General features: G+C 65.0%; 18 protein-coding genes. 11 read left to right on the top strand and 7 right to left on the bottom strand.

Annotated elements, in window-relative coordinates:
• Positions 1–172: 172 nt before the first annotated feature.
• Entirely contained in the window at positions 173–562 is a 390-nt protein-coding gene (locus tag F3H96_RS24215) for a DUF5330 domain-containing protein (protein ID WP_149804206.1), read from the bottom strand.
• Positions 563–1094: 532 nt separating this feature from the next.
• Between F3H96_RS24215 and F3H96_RS24220 the strand changes: the two genes are divergently transcribed.
• The 3 genes from F3H96_RS24220 to F3H96_RS24230 all read left to right on the top strand — a co-directional run bounded on the left by F3H96_RS24220 (position 1095) and on the right by F3H96_RS24230 (position 4100).
• A complete protein-coding gene (locus F3H96_RS24220; RefSeq protein WP_149804207.1) occupies positions 1095–2831 on the top strand; it encodes a PAS domain-containing sensor histidine kinase in 1737 nt (578 codons plus the stop codon).
• Entirely contained in the window at positions 2806–3594 is a 789-nt protein-coding gene (locus F3H96_RS24225; protein ID WP_149804208.1) for a peptidoglycan-binding protein, read from the top strand. The genes F3H96_RS24220 and F3H96_RS24225 overlap by 26 nt, the downstream gene beginning before the upstream one ends.
• A gap of 158 nt (positions 3595–3752) precedes the next feature.
• Positions 3753–4100 carry a DUF1491 family protein gene (locus tag F3H96_RS24230; RefSeq protein WP_149804209.1) on the top strand — a complete coding sequence of 116 codons (348 nt, stop codon included), beginning with the start codon at positions 3753–3755 and terminating at the stop codon, positions 4098–4100.
• A gap of 68 nt (positions 4101–4168) precedes the next feature.
• Here F3H96_RS24230 and F3H96_RS24235 read toward each other — a convergent pair whose 3' ends face one another.
• Positions 4169–5176, bottom strand: a complete 1008-nt coding sequence (locus F3H96_RS24235) for a DUF2336 domain-containing protein (RefSeq protein ID WP_149804210.1) — start codon at positions 5174–5176, stop codon at positions 4169–4171.
• A gap of 189 nt (positions 5177–5365) precedes the next feature.
• Between F3H96_RS24235 and F3H96_RS24240 the strand changes: the two genes are divergently transcribed.
• On the top strand, positions 5366–5560 hold the full coding sequence (locus F3H96_RS24240; protein ID WP_149804211.1) for a hypothetical protein: 195 nt from the start codon (positions 5366–5368) through the stop codon (positions 5558–5560).
• A 6-nt stretch (positions 5561–5566) separates the two neighbouring features.
• On the opposite strand, the gene F3H96_RS24245 is transcribed toward F3H96_RS24240, so the two are convergent.
• The 3 genes from F3H96_RS24245 to F3H96_RS24255 form a co-directional block, all read right to left on the bottom strand.
• The gene (locus F3H96_RS24245; protein ID WP_149804212.1) at positions 5567–6115 is read right to left on the bottom strand and encodes a DUF1254 domain-containing protein; all 549 of its coding nucleotides are present in this window, start codon (positions 6113–6115) and stop codon (positions 5567–5569) included.
• Positions 6108–6692, bottom strand: a complete 585-nt coding sequence (locus F3H96_RS24250; RefSeq protein WP_149804213.1) for a DUF1214 domain-containing protein — start codon at positions 6690–6692, stop codon at positions 6108–6110. Before F3H96_RS24250 ends, F3H96_RS24245 begins: the two co-directional genes overlap by 8 nt.
• Before the next feature lie 80 nt (positions 6693–6772).
• Positions 6773–8929 carry a penicillin-binding protein 1A gene (locus F3H96_RS24255; protein WP_149804214.1) on the bottom strand — a complete coding sequence of 719 codons (2157 nt, stop codon included), beginning with the start codon at positions 8927–8929 and terminating at the stop codon, positions 6773–6775.
• Between the two features lie 273 nt (positions 8930–9202).
• Between F3H96_RS24255 and F3H96_RS24260 the strand changes: the two genes are divergently transcribed.
• Genes F3H96_RS24260 through F3H96_RS24270 form a run of 3 tightly spaced genes read left to right on the top strand, consistent with a single transcriptional unit; the run spans position 9203 to position 10979 of the window.
• Entirely contained in the window at positions 9203–9538 is a 336-nt protein-coding gene (locus tag F3H96_RS24260) for a metalloregulator ArsR/SmtB family transcription factor (protein ID WP_149804215.1), read from the top strand.
• Positions 9535–10035, top strand: coding sequence for an SRPBCC domain-containing protein (locus F3H96_RS24265; protein ID WP_149804216.1), 501 nt, complete (start codon positions 9535–9537; stop codon positions 10033–10035). Before F3H96_RS24260 ends, F3H96_RS24265 begins: the two co-directional genes overlap by 4 nt.
• A gap of 26 nt (positions 10036–10061) precedes the next feature.
• Positions 10062–10979: an alpha/beta hydrolase gene (locus F3H96_RS24270; protein ID WP_210248169.1), complete on the top strand. Its 918-nt coding sequence runs from the start codon at positions 10062–10064 to the stop codon at positions 10977–10979.
• Here F3H96_RS24270 and F3H96_RS24275 read toward each other — a convergent pair.
• On the bottom strand, positions 10963–11601 hold the full coding sequence (locus F3H96_RS24275; RefSeq protein WP_149804217.1) for a TetR/AcrR family transcriptional regulator: 639 nt from the start codon (positions 11599–11601) through the stop codon (positions 10963–10965). The two genes, F3H96_RS24270 and F3H96_RS24275, sit on opposite strands and share 17 nt — an antisense overlap.
• Positions 11602–11712: 111 nt before the next feature.
• On the opposite strand from F3H96_RS24275, the gene F3H96_RS24280 reads away from it, so the two are divergent.
• From F3H96_RS24280 to F3H96_RS24290, 3 genes are all read left to right on the top strand, one after another.
• Positions 11713–14124: an FAD-dependent oxidoreductase gene (locus tag F3H96_RS24280; RefSeq protein WP_149804218.1), complete on the top strand. Its 2412-nt coding sequence runs from the start codon at positions 11713–11715 to the stop codon at positions 14122–14124.
• A 12-nt stretch (positions 14125–14136) separates the two neighbouring features.
• The gene (locus F3H96_RS24285; RefSeq protein WP_149804219.1) at positions 14137–15690 is read left to right on the top strand and encodes a trimethylamine methyltransferase family protein; all 1554 of its coding nucleotides are present in this window, start codon (positions 14137–14139) and stop codon (positions 15688–15690) included.
• 144 nt (positions 15691–15834) lie between these two features.
• Complete coding sequence (locus F3H96_RS24290) at positions 15835–16242, top strand: DUF3168 domain-containing protein (protein ID WP_149804220.1); 408 nt, start codon at positions 15835–15837, stop codon at positions 16240–16242.
• Between the two features lie 8 nt (positions 16243–16250).
• Here F3H96_RS24290 and F3H96_RS24295 read toward each other — a convergent pair whose 3' ends face one another.
• Complete coding sequence (locus tag F3H96_RS24295; RefSeq protein ID WP_149804221.1) at positions 16251–16637, bottom strand: ester cyclase; 387 nt, start codon at positions 16635–16637, stop codon at positions 16251–16253.
• 227 nt (positions 16638–16864) lie between these two features.
• Between F3H96_RS24295 and F3H96_RS24300 the strand changes: the two genes are divergently transcribed.
• Positions 16865–17164: a hypothetical protein gene (locus F3H96_RS24300; RefSeq protein WP_149804222.1), complete on the top strand. Its 300-nt coding sequence runs from the start codon at positions 16865–16867 to the stop codon at positions 17162–17164.
• Positions 17165–17172: the final 8 nt, after the last annotated feature.

The raw sequence follows: 17172 nt of genomic DNA on the forward strand, positions 1-17172 counted from the left end.
CGCGGCGTTAGAGCAATTCCAGGAAAGTGTGAACGGTCAGGCTCGGCGATTTCGCCGTAGCTAGGTTCGGCGACTTCGCCGTAGCCAGGCTCGGTCCCCGCCGTAGCCTTCCGTCCGGAATTGCGCCAAAACTCCAAAAACCAAAGAGCCGCGCGAACGGCTGAAAAAGATCTCAGTTCTTCGCCGTCAACATCACCGGAATGTTGACCTTGGCGGGCAGCACGATGTCGCCGGCGACGCTGCCGGTGGTCGTGACGCCGTCCGCGACCTTCGTCTCGACCGCGCCGGCCTGCCCGGACTGCTGGTCGCCGATCATGGCCGCGGCGATCTTGGCTGTTTCCTGGGCGCGGACTGTGATGGTGTACATGGCCGATTTGCCGGTTTCGCAAACGTCGGGCTTGCGTTCGCACAGCCCGGCAATGTCGCCGACCGCCTCGCGCGCCGCAAACAGCGCCTGGATCGGCCCGACGCTCTGCCGGCCATCTTCGCCCGGGCCGACGCCGAGCGGCAGTGCCAGCAGCACCAGCGAAAACCAGAAAGCCATCCTGATCAGAAAGCCCATCTTACTTGCCTCTCATGCGTGGTGGATCATGCGTCCATCGGCATGACCTCTTTTATGGGCACGATAGTGGCACGGTCGCGCAAAGGGCGGCTTGCGCAGAAGCCGCGAATTTTCCTCAAATTTTAGACAAATTCGAAAGGATTGGATTTGCTGCCGCCTTTGTCTCAAACCTCATCGACCGCATTAACTTCACGATAACTATATATCCTATTGTTATCAAACGACTTTATTCATGCTGGTGGTTAGCCGGGTCAAGGTTCGGCCCGTTTTGGCACACGCCTCGCGGCTAACCCGCCGTTTACCATGGCCGCAACTCGACGTGCTTTGCGGGGCCGGCACTACAATATTTGCCTTGGGCGGGTCGCCGGCTGTGCCAGCCTTATCCATTCCTTAAACGCTGGATGCGAGTTTCAAGCCAATTATTGAGTCACCTGCCAGGCAGGGCTTTTTGCGACCGGGTCCGCGTGCGTTGAGTTCGATTTCAGCCAGATACGTTCAATTGCCTCGCGCGGTGGCCGCCGGCTGCGAACGCATGGTTCACCCGACGGTCACGGGTGAGGCAGAGCGTCTGCGCCAGCGTCGCTTCATTGGCGTCATGCTCGCCGCGCCCTTCCTTGCTGCAGGTGCCGCGGTCACGTTGGTGACCTCGAGCCTGGGCGCGGCCGTCACCATAGCCGCGATCTTTGCCGCCTTCGGCCTGTGCTGGTTCGCGGCGCTTCTGGTGGCAGCCACCGGCCATATGGCGCTCGCCGGCCGCATGGCGGTCGTGTTGGGCGGCCTTGCGCTTGCCGGCGCCGTGGCGGCGGCAGGCGGATTGGCCTCGCCGGTCGCGCTGTTGGCCATCGCATTGCCGGTCGAAAGCTGGTGGGTCTCAGGGTCGCGGCGCGCCGCCTTGTCGGGCGCGCTGGCGGCGCTTGCCGCCATCGTGCTGCAGCCCTTTGCCGGCCAGATCCTGCCGTTCGGCGAAATCGCCGCCTGGCATTGGCTGTTGCCGTCGGCCTGGGGTTTGACGCTGTTGCCGCGTGCAGCCGCCTTCGCCAATCCGGCGGGCTTGCGGCCGGTGGAGCATTCCGGCGATCGACTTGAGGACGTCATCGACGCCGTCGTGCTGCGCGTCGGGCGCCAGGGCGAAGTGCTCGACGCGTCCGCCAAGGCGCGTTCGATCCTCAAATTGGCGCCGGAGCTGCTGCTCGGCACCGGCCTGTTCGACCGTGTCCATCTTTCGGACCGCGTCGCCTATCTCACCGCTCTGGCCGAGTTGCGCGAGGGCGCGCCGAAGCGCCGGCTCGAGCTGCGTGTCCGCTTGCCGCGCGAGGGGTCCGGCGCGACCGACAATTTCCGCCCGTTCAGCCTCGAGTTGGCGCGTGGCGAAGCCGAGCGCGACCTCTTCACCCTGGTCCTGCGCGAGAATGACGGCGTTGCCGCGTTGCGCGAGGAGCTTGCCGAAGCCAGGGAGGCCACTGCGGCAGCCGAAGTCGCCAAGGGGCGTTTCCTCGCCGTGGTCAGCCATGAGCTGCGCACGCCGCTCAACGCCATCATCGGTTTCTCCGACATGCTGCTGCATGAGATGTTCGGCGGCTTCAAGGATCCGCGGCAGAAGGAATATGTCGGCCTGGTCAGGGAGTCCGGCCAGCATCTTCTGTCCGTGGTCACTTCGATCCTCGATGTCTCGCGCATCGAGGCTGGCGCCTACGCGACCGATCTGGAGCCGTTCCGCTTCGTCGAGGCCGTCGACATGTGCCGCTCGATGATGCGGCCCCTGGCCGACGCCAAGAGCATAGTTCTTGCCACGCAGATCGCGCCGGATGCGGGCGAGATCAACGCCGACCGTCGCGCGGTGCAGCAGATCCTGATCAATCTGGTTTCGAACGCCGTCAAATTCACGCCCGACGGCGGCAGCGTGGTGATCGGCGCCAAGCGCGTCGGCTCGCATCTGCATTTCTGGGTGGGCGACACCGGCATCGGCATCGCCGAGGAGCATATGGCCAATCTCGGCAAGCCGTTCATGCAGATCCAGAACGACTACACGCGCCGTTTCGAGGGAACCGGGCTCGGCCTGTCGCTGGTCAAGGGCCTGGTGGCGCTGCACGACGGCACGATGTCGATCGAGAGCGCCCCGGGTGAGGGCACGACCGTGACGATCGGCCTGCCGGTGAACGGGCCGAAGCGGCATGCCGGCGCGCCGTCCGGCGTGCTGGCCATGCCGGCCGCCAAGCCGAAGGGGGATGCAGATGGGGAGAGGAATGGCTCGCTCCGCAAGACGGCCTAAGGTGGTCGAACCCGAGCGCGGCGTCTTTGCCGAGGGCGCGGTTGCCTTAGGTCAGTTGATCGCAAGCAATCCGGTTCTGGTCGGCGGCTCCACCGCTTTCCTGGTGACGCTGTTTTATGTGTCCGCCAATGCGCTCTGGTATCAGCCTTTCCCGCATACAAGCGCCTTCTTCGCTACCCGAAGCATCGAGAATTTCCCGCGTACCGTCTCCGACGAGGCGGAGACCACCATCAACATCGTGCGCCAGCCGCCGGCGCAGCCGATCGTCAAGCCGGATCCGGTTGTCCAGCAGGTGCAGGGCATTTTGAAGGACCTCAGCTTCTACGATGGCACGGTCGATGGTCTCACCGGACCGGCGACGCGCAAGGCCATCCAGGCCTATCAGCTGAAAGTCGGGCTGCCCGGTTCGGGCGAGATTGACGGAGCACTGCTCGACCAGCTTGGCGCGCGCCAGACGACGGCGGCCATTCCCCACCCGATGCCGCGGCCGGCCGATAGCGCAGCCGCTCAGGCAGCCAAACCGCCGGTGATCCCGGTCTCGGCCCCAGCCGATGGCGCCACGCAATTGCCCGACGCCCGCATCGTCAAGATCCAGGCCGGCCTCAAGGCCTTTGGCAACGGCGACATGCAGCTCGACGGCAAGGTCGGCGCCCGCACCAAGGCGGCGATCAAGGAATTCCAGGCATTGTTCGGCCTGCCGGAGACCGGCGAGCCGGACGAAGCGGTCTACGTCAAGATGCGCGAGATCGGCCTCACCAACTGACCGGCGGCAACCAGCATAGCTCTGCTCGAAATGGTCTGAGTTCCAATATCTGACATCTACGGCGAGCTTTTCAGCGAAGGCGCATTGACGGGCTGACGCCGTTCCTGTTGCCGGCTCGATGCTGTAAGGAAGCCGCCCATGCAATCCGGAACTTTCCCATGCGCGTGACCACCGATCTCTGGGTTTCGGTCCTTGTGCGCCGCGTCTTCGGCGCTGGTGGCTTTGCCGCCGTGGTCAAGCGCGGCGCGACCGAGGCGGGCGCCGTTTTCGTGCTGTCGCGCCGGCGGATGGGGGAGGTGGCTCTCTATGGGCCGGCGCCGCAGACGAGCTACGATTCAGCCAAGCCCGACGAGCGTTTCTTCACCTTGCTCGGTGCCGGCGACGATGCCGCGGCATTCGATGCGCGGCTGGAGCGGGAAAAGAAATTCGATCCCGACATCTGGGTGGTCGAAATCGAAGCGGGAGCCGTTCCGGTCGAAGAGCTCCTTTCGGTGAAGGCGGAGTAGGGCCGGCCCGAGCAATTCCACGAGGTGTGAAACGGTTCTCCGTCCCAATTGCGTTGAAACGAAGAGCGCTAGGAGGCCTTGAGGCTGGAGACCGCCTCGTCGCTGTTCGAGGCGTCGCGTCGCTCGATGCCGGTTCGGTCGGGCGCCTTGCCGCGGATGGCCCGCGACGAGGTCTCGTCCTTCCAGGCGCGTACCTTGTCGATCGCCGCCTCGCGGTGCAGCAGCCGGCAGCGGTCGAGGAACTGGCGGATCGCCTGCGGATGTGGGAACTCGCCCGGATAGACCGCGACCGCGATCAGGAAGGCCCTGTCTTCGCTGAGGTCGAGGGCCCGCAGCGCCGCAAGCAATGCGGTATAGCTCGACTGTTCGGTCATGGAGCGGGCCGTCGCGAAATCGATCTCCAGCGCATCGGCAAGCGCGGTCTGGAAGAAGGCGGCATTGCCGGTCAACGCCGTCTCGCGCAACCTCGCATAGGCTGGCTGGCCTAGGAAGGCGTTGACGTCGGCGCTGTCGTCGGCGGGGCGCATCATCGAACGCAGGCGGAGCCGCGCGTTCTCCGCTGCTTCGCCCGCTGCGGGACCGGCGACGTCCGCCTTGGCCGCCGGCGCTGGTTTCGGCGCTAGCTTGGTGACTGTCTCCGGCGGCCGCGTCCTGACCAGGGTCGGTCTTTCCAGCGCGCGGATCAGGTCGGCGATCGTCGGGTTGAGCGCCTTGCGGCGCGCAATGGCGCGCGCATGCGGCAGCCCATGCCGGCCGATCAGCGCGATCAGGTCGATGTCGCGCAGCGCGTTGGAGCGGGTGAGCAATGGGGCGGCGATCTCGACGGGCTCTTCGGCCAGCCGCCGCACCAGCGCGCTCGGCGCATATTCGCATTCCGAAAGGGCAGCGGCGACATAGCGGCGCGACTCGACCGAGACCTCGTCGAACAGCGGCAGCGTCAGTTCCTCGAGTTGGGCGATCTCGCGGCGCGAGGGGCGCGTCAACGAGCAGAACGCCGACACGCAGGCGCGGAACAGCCTTTCGGCCTTTCCCGCTTCGGTGCGGATAGCGATTTGCCTGAAATCCGAAGATGACACGGAGGGTACGCCCGACACTCGACACAATCCCGAACCGCGCAATCCAGCCAGGCTGGTTTCGCAACTTCAGGAGAAACAAACATCAAATTAGCCGCGATCCGTTAGCGCTACGTTAACCCTCTACGCCTCTTAATCAACTTTGGAGGCGTTGCGTTGTGCTCCGGTCAAACCGAGAGGAATGCGCGAACCATGGGCATGGTCCTGTCTTTTGTGCCGCGAGCGGCACCTGTAAATCGAGCAAGTCACGACACCACCACGGCGGCGGCGGTCATCATTTTCCCCGGCGTCCGCTATGAGCAGCAGCCGCGGGTTGGCGAGGCGTTGCAGGGCGGCAATGGTTCCGACGAATCGGGTTCGCCGCGCCCCACTGTTCCGCACCACTGACTGGCCTCAGTAGTCCTGCAACTCACAGGCGCTCTGCTCTAGGAAGCGCGACACGATCGGCTTCCAGCTCTCGTCCGGCACGAAGGCGCGGACGACGAAAATGCCTTCCTCGATCGGCGCTTCGACGAAGATCGCGCCCTGCAAATCCTCTGGAAGGTCGCGCCGCACATCGATCATCTGCGCCGGTGTCAGCACCACGGCATCGAGCTTTTCGCCATTGGCGTTGTGGTCGTTGAAGGAATAGATGTTGTGGCCGCTGCGGTCGTAGACCGAGGCCGACCAGAACGGCACGTCGCCCGGCGCCTTTATCCGCACCAGCCCGTCGGCGAGGTCGAAGCGGCAGGCCGCCGCATAAAACAGCGGATCGACCGATTTCACCACCGGGGCGCCGCCGGCCTCGGCGTCGAGCCGCGTCATCCTGTAAAAGTCCGAAGCCATCGCCAGCCGCGACCAGGCATCGCGCTCGGAAAATTCCGGCACCAGGAACAGCACCACGATATGGACGATGCCGGCGCCCAGCAGGCCGAGGATCAGGGCATGCAGCAGCCTACGCATTGCAGCCCGCCTTCAGGATGCGCGGCAGCGTCACATCGGAGAGGCCGGTGCTCGAGGCGATCGGCGTGTCGTAAAAGGTGAGCACGAAATACATCCTGCCGGAGCCGCCGGTGAGCAGCCAGTTGCCGGGGGCCGGGCGGTTGCCGACCGAGATGACGACGGAATTGTCCGGCTGGCGCAGCACTTCGTAGGATTGCAGCGCCGACTGCCTCGGCTTGCCGGTGTCGATCACGCCAAGCGACTGGTCGGCAGCGTAGAGCGTCCAGAATCGGGCGGTCGGATAGCTGCCCTGGATCGTATAGGCGCATTCGCGTTTCAGCGGCTCGCCGGCGTCGTCGCGCTCGGCGACGAAGGCAAGCCCCTCGGCCCGGCCAAGTGCCAGCACGCCCTCGCGCGCCACGCGGGCTTTGGAGTAGGGGTCGGCGGTCAGCGTTCCGACCTCCGGAAAGGCCGTCCATTGCCCGATGCGGATCGCACCGACGCCGTCCTGCGCGTTGAGCGCGTACCACACGCTGTAGCCGCCAAGCCCGATGGCCATGGCAAGCGAAAGCAGCGTCAGGATGGCGTTCTTGAGCATGAGAGCCGCAAACAGAGGAGGTTGCCCGGGATATCGCGGCGCGGGGTGCTGTGGCAAGCCAGCTTCACGCGAGGGCGATCCTAAAGCGCTGAAAGCGTCTCCGGCACCGTGGGGGCGCCCAGCACCGGCGCGGCCTGGAACGCCTTGGTCATTTCCCTCAGCGTCTGGGTGGTGCGGCCCGAAAGCACCGGTGGCCTTTCGGCCTCGGCCTGCGCGGCTGTCGCTTCGGCCTCCTTTTTCGCCGCCTCCTCGGCCTTTGCCGCGACCTCTGGATCGACCCACGGATGATCAAGACCGGGGATCGGCTTCAGGTCGATATTCTGGTGCGCATAGACCATCAGCCGCTGCCACACCATTGCCGGCAGCGTGCCGCCGGTCATCTTGTTGGTTGCCGTGAAGTCGTCATTGCCGAGCCAGACGGCGGCCGTGTAGTTGCCGGTGAAGCCGACGAACCAGGCGTCGCGGTAGGACTGCGTGGTGCCGGTCTTGCCGGCGACGACGATATTTGGAAGCTGGGCGCGCCGGGCGGTGCCGATCACGGGCACCGCCGCCAGCATGGTGTTCATATATTTCAGCGCCTTTTCCGACAGAACGCGGTGCGGCGGCGGCGCGTCCTTGGCCCAGTCATAGACCACCTCGCCGGTGCGGGTGACGAGCTGGGTAATGCCGTGGCGTGAGCCGACGAAGCCGTTCTGCGCGAACACGCTGTAACCGGTCGCCTGGTCCATCACCGTCATGCCGGACGTGCCGAGCACCATGGTCTTGTGCCCTTCCAGCGGCGATTCCACGCCCATGGATTCCGCCATCGCCTTGATCGGACCGATGCCCAGGTGATCCTTGGCCAGCCGTACCGGCACCGTGTTGATCGACTTGGCGATCGCGGTGAGCAGCGTGACATTGCCGGCCGATCCGCCGCTGTAGTTGTGCGGCGACCAGCTGCCCCAACTGACCGGGCCGCCGGAAACGACCGAATCCGGCGTGAAGCCATGCTCCATCGCCGTGGCATAGACATAGGGCTTGAAGGAGGAACCGGTCTGGCGCAGCGCCTTGGTGGCGCGGTTGAACTGGCTGGCGCCATAGTCGCGGCCGCCGACGATGGCGCGCACCGCGCCATTGGTCTCGATCACCACCACCGCGCCTTCGGTGACGTTGTATTCCTTGCCGAACTGGCGAAGATGGAATTCGACCGACTCCTCGGCCGCCTTCTGGATGTTGGCATCGAAAGTGGTGTGGGCGACCAGCGAATGCTGGCCGGGCTTGGCGATCTTCTTCACCTCGTCGAAGGCCCAGTCGAGGAAATAGTCCGGGCTCTTCTGTTCGCCGCGGTCGACGACGTCGGCCGGATGCAGCCGTGCCTGCAGCACCTGGCCCTCGGTCATGAAGCCGGAATCGACCAGGTTGGACAGCACCACGTTGGCGCGGGCGCGGGCAGCCGGCAGGTTGATGTGCGGGGCGTACTTGGTCGGCGCCTTGAACAGGCCGGCCAGCATCGCCGCCTCGGCAAGGCTCAAATCCTTGACGCTCTTGCCGAAATAGAAATCGGCGGCGGCCTCGATGCCGAAGGTTCCGCCGCCCATATAGGCGCGGTCGAGATAGAGCTGCAGGATCTCCTTCTTGGAAAGATTGGCTTCAAGCCAAAGCGACAGGAAGGCTTCCTTGATCTTGCGCTCCAGGGTGCGCTCGTTGGACAGGAACAGGTTCTTGGCGAGCTGCTGGGTGATGCTGGAGCCGCCTTGCACGACCGAATTGGCGCGCACATTCTCGAATATGGCGCGCGACAGGCCGAGCACGTCGATGCCGTAATGGTCGAAGAAGCGGCGGTCCTCGGTCGCCAGCACCGCCTTGATGACGATGTCCGGCATCTCGTCGACCGGCACGGAGTCACGCTGGATGATGCCGCGCTGGCCGATCTCGTTGCCGTAGCGGTCGAGGAAGGTGACGGCGAAATCGCCTTGGTTGCGCCAGTCGCCGGTGGTGATGTCGAAGGCCGGCATGGCGAGCGCAAGCAGCACCACGAAGCCGCCGGCGCCCATGGTGAAACCCTCGCTCAGCACCTCGATGATGGCGCGGCGCCAGCCATGCACGCGGAAACGGCGGGAAAAGATGGTCGCCGCTTCCCAGAATTCGCGGGCCTTGAAGCCGATTTCGTAGAGCGAGGAATCGAGCCACGCGTCGACGGCGAGCAGTGCCGAAGCGATTCGGCCTCTTCTCCTGCGTGGTTTCGAGGGACTTGCCATTTCGGAATTCCACCCTGGCGACACGTCACCTGAGACCGCCTGGGTAGACGTTAGGGCGGCGCGCCGGGAAGACTATTCTTCCATTCTATCACTGCCCACAAGGGCGGCGAAGCCACAGTACAAGCTTTGTTGAATAACAAGGTCGTGCGCACCTTCGCGGGCACCTTGCGTGCCGGCTCCTAGGGCACCGCAGCCACAAGGCGGACCGTGGTGGTTGACGTATGTGGGCGGTATGCTATAGAACCAATCAGTTCCAGAACTAGATGGTTCCAAATGGCCGTCTCCCTCGATCACACTTTTGCCGCGCTCGCCGATCCGACACGCCGGGCGATCCTGACACGTCTCCTCGACGGTGAAGCTTCCGTCGCCGAACTGGCGCAGCCCTTTGCACTCACCGTGCGAGCAGTTTCCAAGCACGTCGGTGTGCTGGAGCAGGCGGGTTTGGTTACCCGTAGCCGGGCGGCGCAGAAACGCCTCAGCCGGATCGAGATCAAGCCGCTGCGGGACATAGACCGCTGGCTCGCTGACTACCGCAGGCTCTGGGAAGAGCGGTTCGATCGCATCGAGGATCTTCTGAGGCGCGAACAGGCAAAGGGCGAGAGCAAATGAGTTCGCGCCAGCCGATTGCCTCGCAGGCCGAACGCAGCTTCACCATCGAGCGGACCTTCGGCGCGCCGGTCGAGCGTGTCTTCAGGCTCTGGACCGACCCGCTGCTGGTCGCGCAATGGTGGGGTATCAAGGGCTGCACCATCCCCCATTGCGTGCTCGATCCTCGGATTGGAGGGCGATGGCGCATCGACATGCGCAGCGCCAGCGGCGCGCTCTATCGCAACCAGGGCCGCTATGTCGAAGTGATTGCGAACCGGCGGCTGAGCTACACGGACGAGCCGGATCCCGAATTGCGGGAATGGGCCGGCAGTCCGCCCGGACAGAGCTTGCATACGGTCACTTTTGCGGCCGACGGCGGCGGAACTCATGTCAGCTTCGAGGTGACGTTGGCAAGTGCGGCGGACCGAGAAAGGCTGCTGGCGCTGGGCATGCGCCGGGGCTGGACCGAAAGCTTCGACAGGTTAGAGCAGCTGATCGCCGGGCCGGCCGCCAGGTGACACAGCAAGCAAATGTGGAGAGCCCGATGCAACAGCCCACGCAAACACTGCAAAACGGTAAAACGTCCGCAGCCGGTCGCACGCTATCAAGCAATGCGGCAACAGTGGGGAAGCTCATGTCGAGCGACGGCACTCCAATCGCTTATGAGCGCCGGGGAACCGGCTACCCGCTCATCCTCGTCGACGGCGCTCTTTGTTCCCGCGCCATGGGTCCCAGTCGGTCGCTGGCCCAGGCCCTGGCCCCTCATTTTGCTGTCTTCAGTTACGACCGCCGCGGCCGTGGCGAAAGTGGAGACAGCCCGCCTTACGCGACCGAGCGCGAGGTGGACGACATCGCAGCCCTGCTCGATATAGCCGGCGGAGAGGCCTTCGTCTGGGGAACTTCGTCCGGCGCTGTGCTGGCCTTGTTGGCGGCGGCGTGTCTGCCCGGCATCAAGAGGCTTGCCCTCTACGAGGCGCCGCTGATCGTCGATGACAGCCGTCCGACCACCGAGGCTGACTGGGAAGGCATCCGGACAGCTATCGCCACCGGGCGACGCGGCAACGCGGTGCGCATTTTCCTCAAGTCAGTCGGCATGCCTCGCCCGCTTGTCTTTCTCATGCGCCTGACGCCTATCTGGTCGAAGCTCAAGGCAGTGGCGCATACGCTGCCTTACGATGGCGCCATTGTCGCCGATGATCAGCTTGGCAGGCCGCTGGTTCCCGGCCGATGGGGCGCAGTGGAGGCGCCCGTGCTGGTGACCGATGGCGGAGGCAGCCCAGCCTGGATGCGCCACGGCAACCAGGCTCTGGCCGATGCCCTGCCGAATGCCCTCTATCTGACGCTGGCTGGACAGAACCATATGCTGAAAGCCGCGGTGCACGCGCCCGTGCTGGTGGATTTCTTCAACCGGCCGGGCAGTGACGTCGGCTCAGGGGGCGCTTCGTTCACCGCGCCGCGATGAAGCGCATGAAGTGCGCCACATCCGCCTCGCTCGGCTCCAGGCCGGTGAAGGAGCGCAGATAGGCGGCGAGATGGCTGACGCGCGCCTCGACCGGTTCCTTGAGGTCGAGCACGTAATAGCCGATCTGCATGTAGTAGAGCACGCGTGCCCGGATGAAGGCGTCCTCGTCGTCGTAGCCGTGCCGCCGGTACATATCGCGGATGGCGGTCAGGCGCTCGTCGTCGGCCTGGTCGATCATGCGCCGGACGTCGTCGGCGCGGCGCGCCCATTCGCGGACGGCGAAATCGAGCCGCGGGTCGAACAGACGCTCGTCGGCCCAGCATTCGAACACGTTCAGCACGCCCATGATGATGGTTTCGGCAGGCCGCCGAGCCCGCTCGACGATCGCCTTGGTGTTGGTCTCGTGCCAATGCGCGAGCAACTGGTCGAGCAGGTCCTGCCGGCTTTCGAAATACCAGTAGAAGCTGGAGCGCGACACGCCGAGCTTCTGGCCGAGCGTCAGCACGCGCACGCTCTCGATGCCCTCGGAAATCAGCGTTTCAAGCGCGAGATCGATCCAGTCCCGACGTGTCACCTTGATGTTGCCGGGCGCCGGTTCGTCCTGGGGAGCAGTCATGATCATGCCTCCACAATAGGCATGGCGCGCAGCGCTGCGCAAGCTCTGGACAGAAGTGTCTAGACACACATGTACAGTCTATGTATCGTAAGAGCCTCCAGCGAGAGGGAGAGGCTCGTGAAGTCGCATTATCGCGCGGTCGTCATCGGGGGAGGCGTGGTTGGCGCCTCGGTGCTCTATCACCTGGCTCGCTTCGGCTGGAGCGATGTGGCGCTGATCGAGCGCGCCGAATTGACGGCCGGCTCGACCTGGCACGCGGCCGCCGGCTTCCATGCGCTCAACGCCGATCCCAACGTCGCGGCGCTGCAGGACTATACGATCAAGCTCTATCGCGAGATCGAGGCCGAGTCGGGCCAGGACGCCGGCCTGCACATGACCGGCGGCGTCAACATGGCGAGCGATCCGCAGCGCTGGGAATGGCTGAAAACGGCCTGGGCGGTGTTCCAGTCGGTCGGCATCGAGACGGCACGGCTGGTGACACCGGAAGAGATCAAGCAGATCTGCCCGATCGTAGATGTCGGCGGCGTGCTCGGCGGCCTTTATGATTCCAACGAAGGCCATCTCGACCCTTACGGCACGACGCATGCCTATGCCGGCGCCGCCAGGAAGCGTGGCGCCGACGTCATTCTGCGCAACCGCGTCGTAGAGTTGAGGGCGCGAGCCGATGGCGGCTGGGATGTCGTCACCGAGAAGGGCGCCATCGTTGCCGAGCATGTCGTCAATGCCGGCGGCCTGTGGGCCAAGCAGGTCGGCCTGATCGCCGGCGTCGACCTGCCGGTGACGCCGATGGAGCACCATTATTTCGTCACCGAGGACATTCCGGAAGTCGCGGCTCTCGACAAGGAGCTCGGCCTCGCCGTCGATCTCGACGGCTTCTCCTATCTGCGGCAGGAGCGCAAGGGCGTGCTGCTCGGCGTCTACGAGCAGAACCCGAAACACTGGAACATGGACGGCGCGCCCTGGGATTACGGCATCGAGCTGATCCCCGAGGATATCGATCGCATCAGCCCCGAACTCTCCAAGGCCTATGAGCGCTTCCCATGCCTGGCCAACGCCGGCATCCGCAAATGGGTCAACGGCGCCTTTACCTTCACGCCGGACGGCAACCCACTGGTCGGTCCGGTCAGGGGCCTCAGCAATTACTGGGTCGCCTGCGGCGTCATGGCCGGCTTCAGCCAGGGTGGCGGCGTCGGCAAGTCGCTGGCAGAATGGATGATTTACGGCGAGCCGCAGGCCGACATCTTCGGCATGGACATCGCCCGCTACGGCGCTTTCGCATCCAATCGCGAATATCTCAAGCAAACCACGCGCCAGTTCTATGCGCGCCGCTTCGTCATGACCTTTCCCAACGAGCGGCTGCCGGCAGGCCGACCCCTCAAGCGCCCCGGCGCCTATGACGGCATGAGCGCCGCCGGCGCCGAGTGGACGGCATCGTGGGGGCTGGAAATCCCGGCCTATTTCGCGCCGATGGGTTTTCGCGAGGAGACGACGCTGAAACGCTCCAACGCCTTCGACATCGTCGGCGACGAGGCGCTGCAGGTCCGCCGCGCCGCCGGCCTTGTCGATACCACGGCCTTTTCGCGCTACGCCGTGTCAGGTCCGGGCGCCGAAGCCTGGCTCGACCGGCTGCTCGCCTGCAAGCTGCCAAAGCCGGGCCACGCCAGGCTGGCGCCGATGCTTGGGCCTGACGGTAGGCTGAAGGGCGATCTCACCCTGCTCAACTGGGGCAATGGCGAATACTGGATCATGGGCTCCTATTACCTGCGCGAATTTCATATGCGCTGGTTCGAGGCGCACCTGACGGAAGGCGTCACTGTCACCGACATTTCCGATGCCATGTCCGGTTTCCTGGTCACGGGTCCGAATGCCAGGAAGATCGTCGAGCGCACGACGCATCAGGACATCTCCGGCAAGGCTTTGCCGCTCATGGCCTGCGGCGCGTTCGATATCGGCATGGTGCGCGCCCGCGTCGCCCGCCTCTCGATCGCCGGCGAGCTCGGCTTCGAGATCAACTGCCCGGCGACCTTGCATTCCATGTTGCGCGAAACCCTGCTTGCCGCCGGCGAAGACCTCGGCCTCGCCGAGATCGGCTATTACGCGCTGAATTCGCTGCGGCTGGAAAAGAGCTTTGGCATCTGGTCGCGTGAATTCACGCAAGGCTATACGCCCGGCCAGACCGGGCTCGATCGCTTCATCGCTTTCGGCAAGGGCGACTTCATCGGCCGCGAAGCGGCGCTCAAGGAGCGCGGGGCGGGTGTTTCGCGACGGATCGTGACGCTTGAGGTCGACGCTGTCGATGCCGACGCCAGCGGTTTTGAGCCGGTCTGGCACAAGGGACGGCGCGTCGGCTTCGTCACCTCGGGCGGCTTTGGCTACACCGTCGGCAAGAGCGTCGCCCTGGCGTTGGTCGACGACGAATTCGCCGGGGAGGGGACAAAGCTTTCCGTGCACATTGTCGGCGTCGAACGGCCGGCGCGCATCATTGCCGCCTCGCCTTACGACGCTGAAGGCAAGGCGATGCGGCAATGAGGAGGAACTGCCATGATTGACGAGGCCGCACGCGATCTCAGGCGCGAACGCCGGCGGGGACGCACCGGCGAGGCAGGCAGCGAGTCGAGCCGTCATCCCAACTATCGGTCGCTGAAGAACCCGTTCCTGCCGCAGCCGATCTTTTCCGACGACCAGGTTGCGGCCATCCACGATACCGCGTTGCGCGTGCTGGAAGAACTCGGCATCAAGGTGCTGCTGCCCGAGGCGCGTGCCATCTATGCCAGGGCCGGCGCGCTCGTCGACGAAGGCAGCCAAATGGTGAGGATCGGCCGCGACGTGGTCGATGCAGCGCTCGCCTCGGCGCCGCGCTCGATTGCAGCTCTTGGCGGCGACCGCTCCCGCGACCTCGCGCTCGAACTCGGCTCGATGGCGTTCCTCGCCGGCTCCGGCGCCCCCAACGTCACCGATCTCGAGCGCGGCCGCCGGCCGGGAACGCTCGCCGCCTTCGAGGAATTCATCAAGCTGGTCCAGCATTTCGACGTGCTGCACATGCTTGGGCCCTGCGTCGAGCCGCAGGACGTCGACAACCGCCTGCGCCACTATGCCGTCAACCGGGCGCAACTGACGCTGTCGGACAAGGTCCCGTTCGTCTTCGCGCGCGGCACGCCGCAGGTCGAGGACGGTTTCGAGATGATCCGCCTGGCGCGCGGTTTATCCGAGGATCAATTCCGCGCCGGCGCCTATTGCTACACTGTCATCAACACCAACTCGCCGCGCCAACTGGACATCCCGATGGCGCAAGGCATCATCGACTTCGCAAGGGCCGGTCAGGTCCTGGTCATCACGCCCTTCTGCCTGGCCGGCGCGATGGCGCCGATCACGGTCGCCGGCGCGTTGACCCTGCAGCATGCCGAGGCGCTCGCCGGCCTGACGCTCGCCCAGATCGTGCGGCCCGGCGCGCCGGTGGTCTACGGCTCCTTCTCGTCCAATGTCGACATGAAATCCGGCGCTCCGGCCTTCGGCACGCCCGAACACATCAAGGCGACGCTGGGCGCTGGCCAACTCGCCCGCTATACCGGGCTGCCGTGGCGGTCCGGCGGCGGCAGCGCGGCCAACATCTCCGACGCGCAGGCCGCGCATGAGACGCAATTCGCGCTGTGGGGCTCGGTGCTGGCCGGCGCCACCATCTGCATCCACGCCGCCGGCTGGCTGGAAGGCGGCTTGAGCGTTTCCTTCGAGAAGCTGATCACCGACGTCGAGGCGCTGCAGACGGTCGCGGAGCTTTGCGCGAAGACTCCGGGCGACGCCGACGCCATCGGCTTCGAGGCTATCGCCGAGGTGCAGCCTGGCGGCCATTTCTTCTCGGCCGGCCACACAATGTCGCGCTATCGCACCGCCTTCTATGAGCCGCTGGTGGCCGACTGGTCGAATTTCGGCAACTGGACGCAGTCCGGCTCGAAGACGGCGACGGAACGCGCGACCGGTATCTGGAAGCGGATTCTCGCCGACTTCCAGCCGCCGCCGACTGCTGCCGCCGGCGCGGGCGTGCTCGACGAATTCATCGCAAAGCGCACCGAGGAAGGCGGCGCGGCGCCGGTCTCATAATTTGTGAAAACGTAGCAAATTCCAGACGTTCCTCGTTCACGCTACAGTCGAGACGATTCGCGATCTGGCATTGGATTGCCAGCGCGGCTACGTTGCCGGAGATTTGGCGGCGGCGTGGAGATTTGAATTGGCGATGGACGATAGATGACGGCGCCCGGCGACTTGATGCAGGCCTTGTTCCTGAGGCTGAAGACCGATGCGTCCCTGTCGGCGCTGCTCGGCGGTGCCGGGCTGCTCGAACAGGCCAGCGACAAGGCAGCCTTTCCACACGTGACCTACGGCCGCACCAGTGCTTTCGATCTGGACACCGGCGCCGACAACGATGCCGACCAGCTCATCACCTTGCATGTCTGGTCGAAGGCGCAAGGGGAGGCCGAGACTCGCCTTATCATGGACAGCATCAGGACGCGCCTCGATGGCGCGGCGTTTTCCATCGGCTCGCGCGGCCAGACGCGCCTGTCGCTGGAATTCGCCGAGGCGCGCTATGACGAGGATTTGGCGGTCCATCACGGGCTGCTGCGCTTTCGCGCACTAACGCAGGAAAGTGCCTGAGCCCAACCCTAAAGCTGAGCCTGGATTGCGGCTTTGTCGATGACCGACCAGACCTCGCGAATCCGTCCGTCCCGGAATTCGTAAAAGACGTTCTCGGCGAAGGAGACGCGCTTGCCGTTCACCGGCAGTCCGAACAGCACGCCCTTGGGCCGGCAGTCGAAATGCAGGCGGGCCGCCACGCGCGGCGGTTCCGAGATCAGCAGCTCGATGTTGAAACGCAGGTCGGGGATCGCCTGGAAATCGCCTTCCAGCATGCGGCGATAGCCCGAGAGCCCGATCGTCTCGCCATTATACTGCACCTCCTCGCCGACGAACCGGCCGAGATTGTCCCAGTCCTGATCGTTCAGGCAGGCGATGTAGCCTCGGTAGAGATCGGCAAGATCCGCGCGCTTCATCCTGTGCTCCCATGGTCGGCGGGCCGTTCTACACCAGCTAGCGCAGGGCGCGGAAACCGCATCCGAAAAGCGTAGCGGATCGACTGATTTTCCGGCTATGAATTTGCGCCGGGGCTTGAGGGAGCCCCTGGACGACAGGACGCGCCTGAAGGGGGAATGGCGGGCATGGATTTTCGGTCGTTCACCGTTCATTTCACGTTCAGCCCATATGCGTTAGAACCGTGATCATGAAAAACCTTGGCTTCCATCTCCGCGCAGTTGTGCTGGCGTTTGCCGCAGCCGGGCTCTTTGCGTCGCAGGCGATCGCCCTGCCGGTCATTGAGCCGACGGTGGATCGGCCCGCCGTGCTCGCCGCCAGTGATTGCTACGCCATCGGCCAGCAGGTCGCCGCACAGAATGGCGGCACGCTGGCCAAGGCGACGCAGGCGACGCGGGGCGGCCAGCAGGTCTGCGTCATTGTCGTGCTCGTTCCCGGCAAGGACGGCCAGCGACCGCGTCGTTCGGAAATCGTCGTCCCGGCGGGCTGACGCCCTCG

Source organism: Mesorhizobium sp. NFR06 (genome assembly GCF_900115245.1).
Classification (GTDB): Bacteria; Pseudomonadota; Alphaproteobacteria; order Rhizobiales; family Rhizobiaceae; genus Mesorhizobium.

What these genes read in the sequence shown, in the direction of transcription:
- F3H96_RS24275 (WP_149804217.1), bottom strand. Translation starts at nt 11,601, where the DNA reads ATGATCATGACTGCTCCCCAGGACGAACCGGCGCCCGGCAACATCAAG.
- F3H96_RS24215 (WP_149804206.1), bottom strand. Translation starts at nt 562, where the DNA reads ATGGGCTTTCTGATCAGGATGGCTTTCTGGTTTTCGCTGGTGCTGCTG.
- F3H96_RS24220 (WP_149804207.1), top strand. Translation starts at nt 1,095, where the DNA reads ATGGTTCACCCGACGGTCACGGGTGAGGCAGAGCGTCTGCGCCAGCGT.
- F3H96_RS24245 (WP_149804212.1), bottom strand. Translation starts at nt 6,115, where the DNA reads ATGCGTAGGCTGCTGCATGCCCTGATCCTCGGCCTGCTGGGCGCCGGC.
- F3H96_RS24230 (WP_149804209.1), top strand. Translation starts at nt 3,753, where the DNA reads ATGCGCGTGACCACCGATCTCTGGGTTTCGGTCCTTGTGCGCCGCGTC.
- F3H96_RS24260 (WP_149804215.1), top strand. Translation starts at nt 9,203, where the DNA reads ATGGCCGTCTCCCTCGATCACACTTTTGCCGCGCTCGCCGATCCGACA.
- F3H96_RS24255 (WP_149804214.1), bottom strand. Translation starts at nt 8,929, where the DNA reads ATGGCAAGTCCCTCGAAACCACGCAGGAGAAGAGGCCGAATCGCTTCG.
- F3H96_RS24250 (WP_149804213.1), bottom strand. Translation starts at nt 6,692, where the DNA reads ATGCTCAAGAACGCCATCCTGACGCTGCTTTCGCTTGCCATGGCCATC.
- F3H96_RS24300 (WP_149804222.1), top strand. Translation starts at nt 16,865, where the DNA reads ATGAAAAACCTTGGCTTCCATCTCCGCGCAGTTGTGCTGGCGTTTGCC.
- F3H96_RS24265 (WP_149804216.1), top strand. Translation starts at nt 9,535, where the DNA reads ATGAGTTCGCGCCAGCCGATTGCCTCGCAGGCCGAACGCAGCTTCACC.
- F3H96_RS24270 (WP_210248169.1), top strand. Translation starts at nt 10,062, where the DNA reads ATGCAACAGCCCACGCAAACACTGCAAAACGGTAAAACGTCCGCAGCC.
- F3H96_RS24290 (WP_149804220.1), top strand. Translation starts at nt 15,835, where the DNA reads ATGACGGCGCCCGGCGACTTGATGCAGGCCTTGTTCCTGAGGCTGAAG.
- F3H96_RS24240 (WP_149804211.1), top strand. Translation starts at nt 5,366, where the DNA reads ATGGGCATGGTCCTGTCTTTTGTGCCGCGAGCGGCACCTGTAAATCGA.
- F3H96_RS24295 (WP_149804221.1), bottom strand. Translation starts at nt 16,637, where the DNA reads ATGAAGCGCGCGGATCTTGCCGATCTCTACCGAGGCTACATCGCCTGC.
- F3H96_RS24225 (WP_149804208.1), top strand. Translation starts at nt 2,806, where the DNA reads ATGGCTCGCTCCGCAAGACGGCCTAAGGTGGTCGAACCCGAGCGCGGC.
- F3H96_RS24285 (WP_149804219.1), top strand. Translation starts at nt 14,137, where the DNA reads ATGATTGACGAGGCCGCACGCGATCTCAGGCGCGAACGCCGGCGGGGA.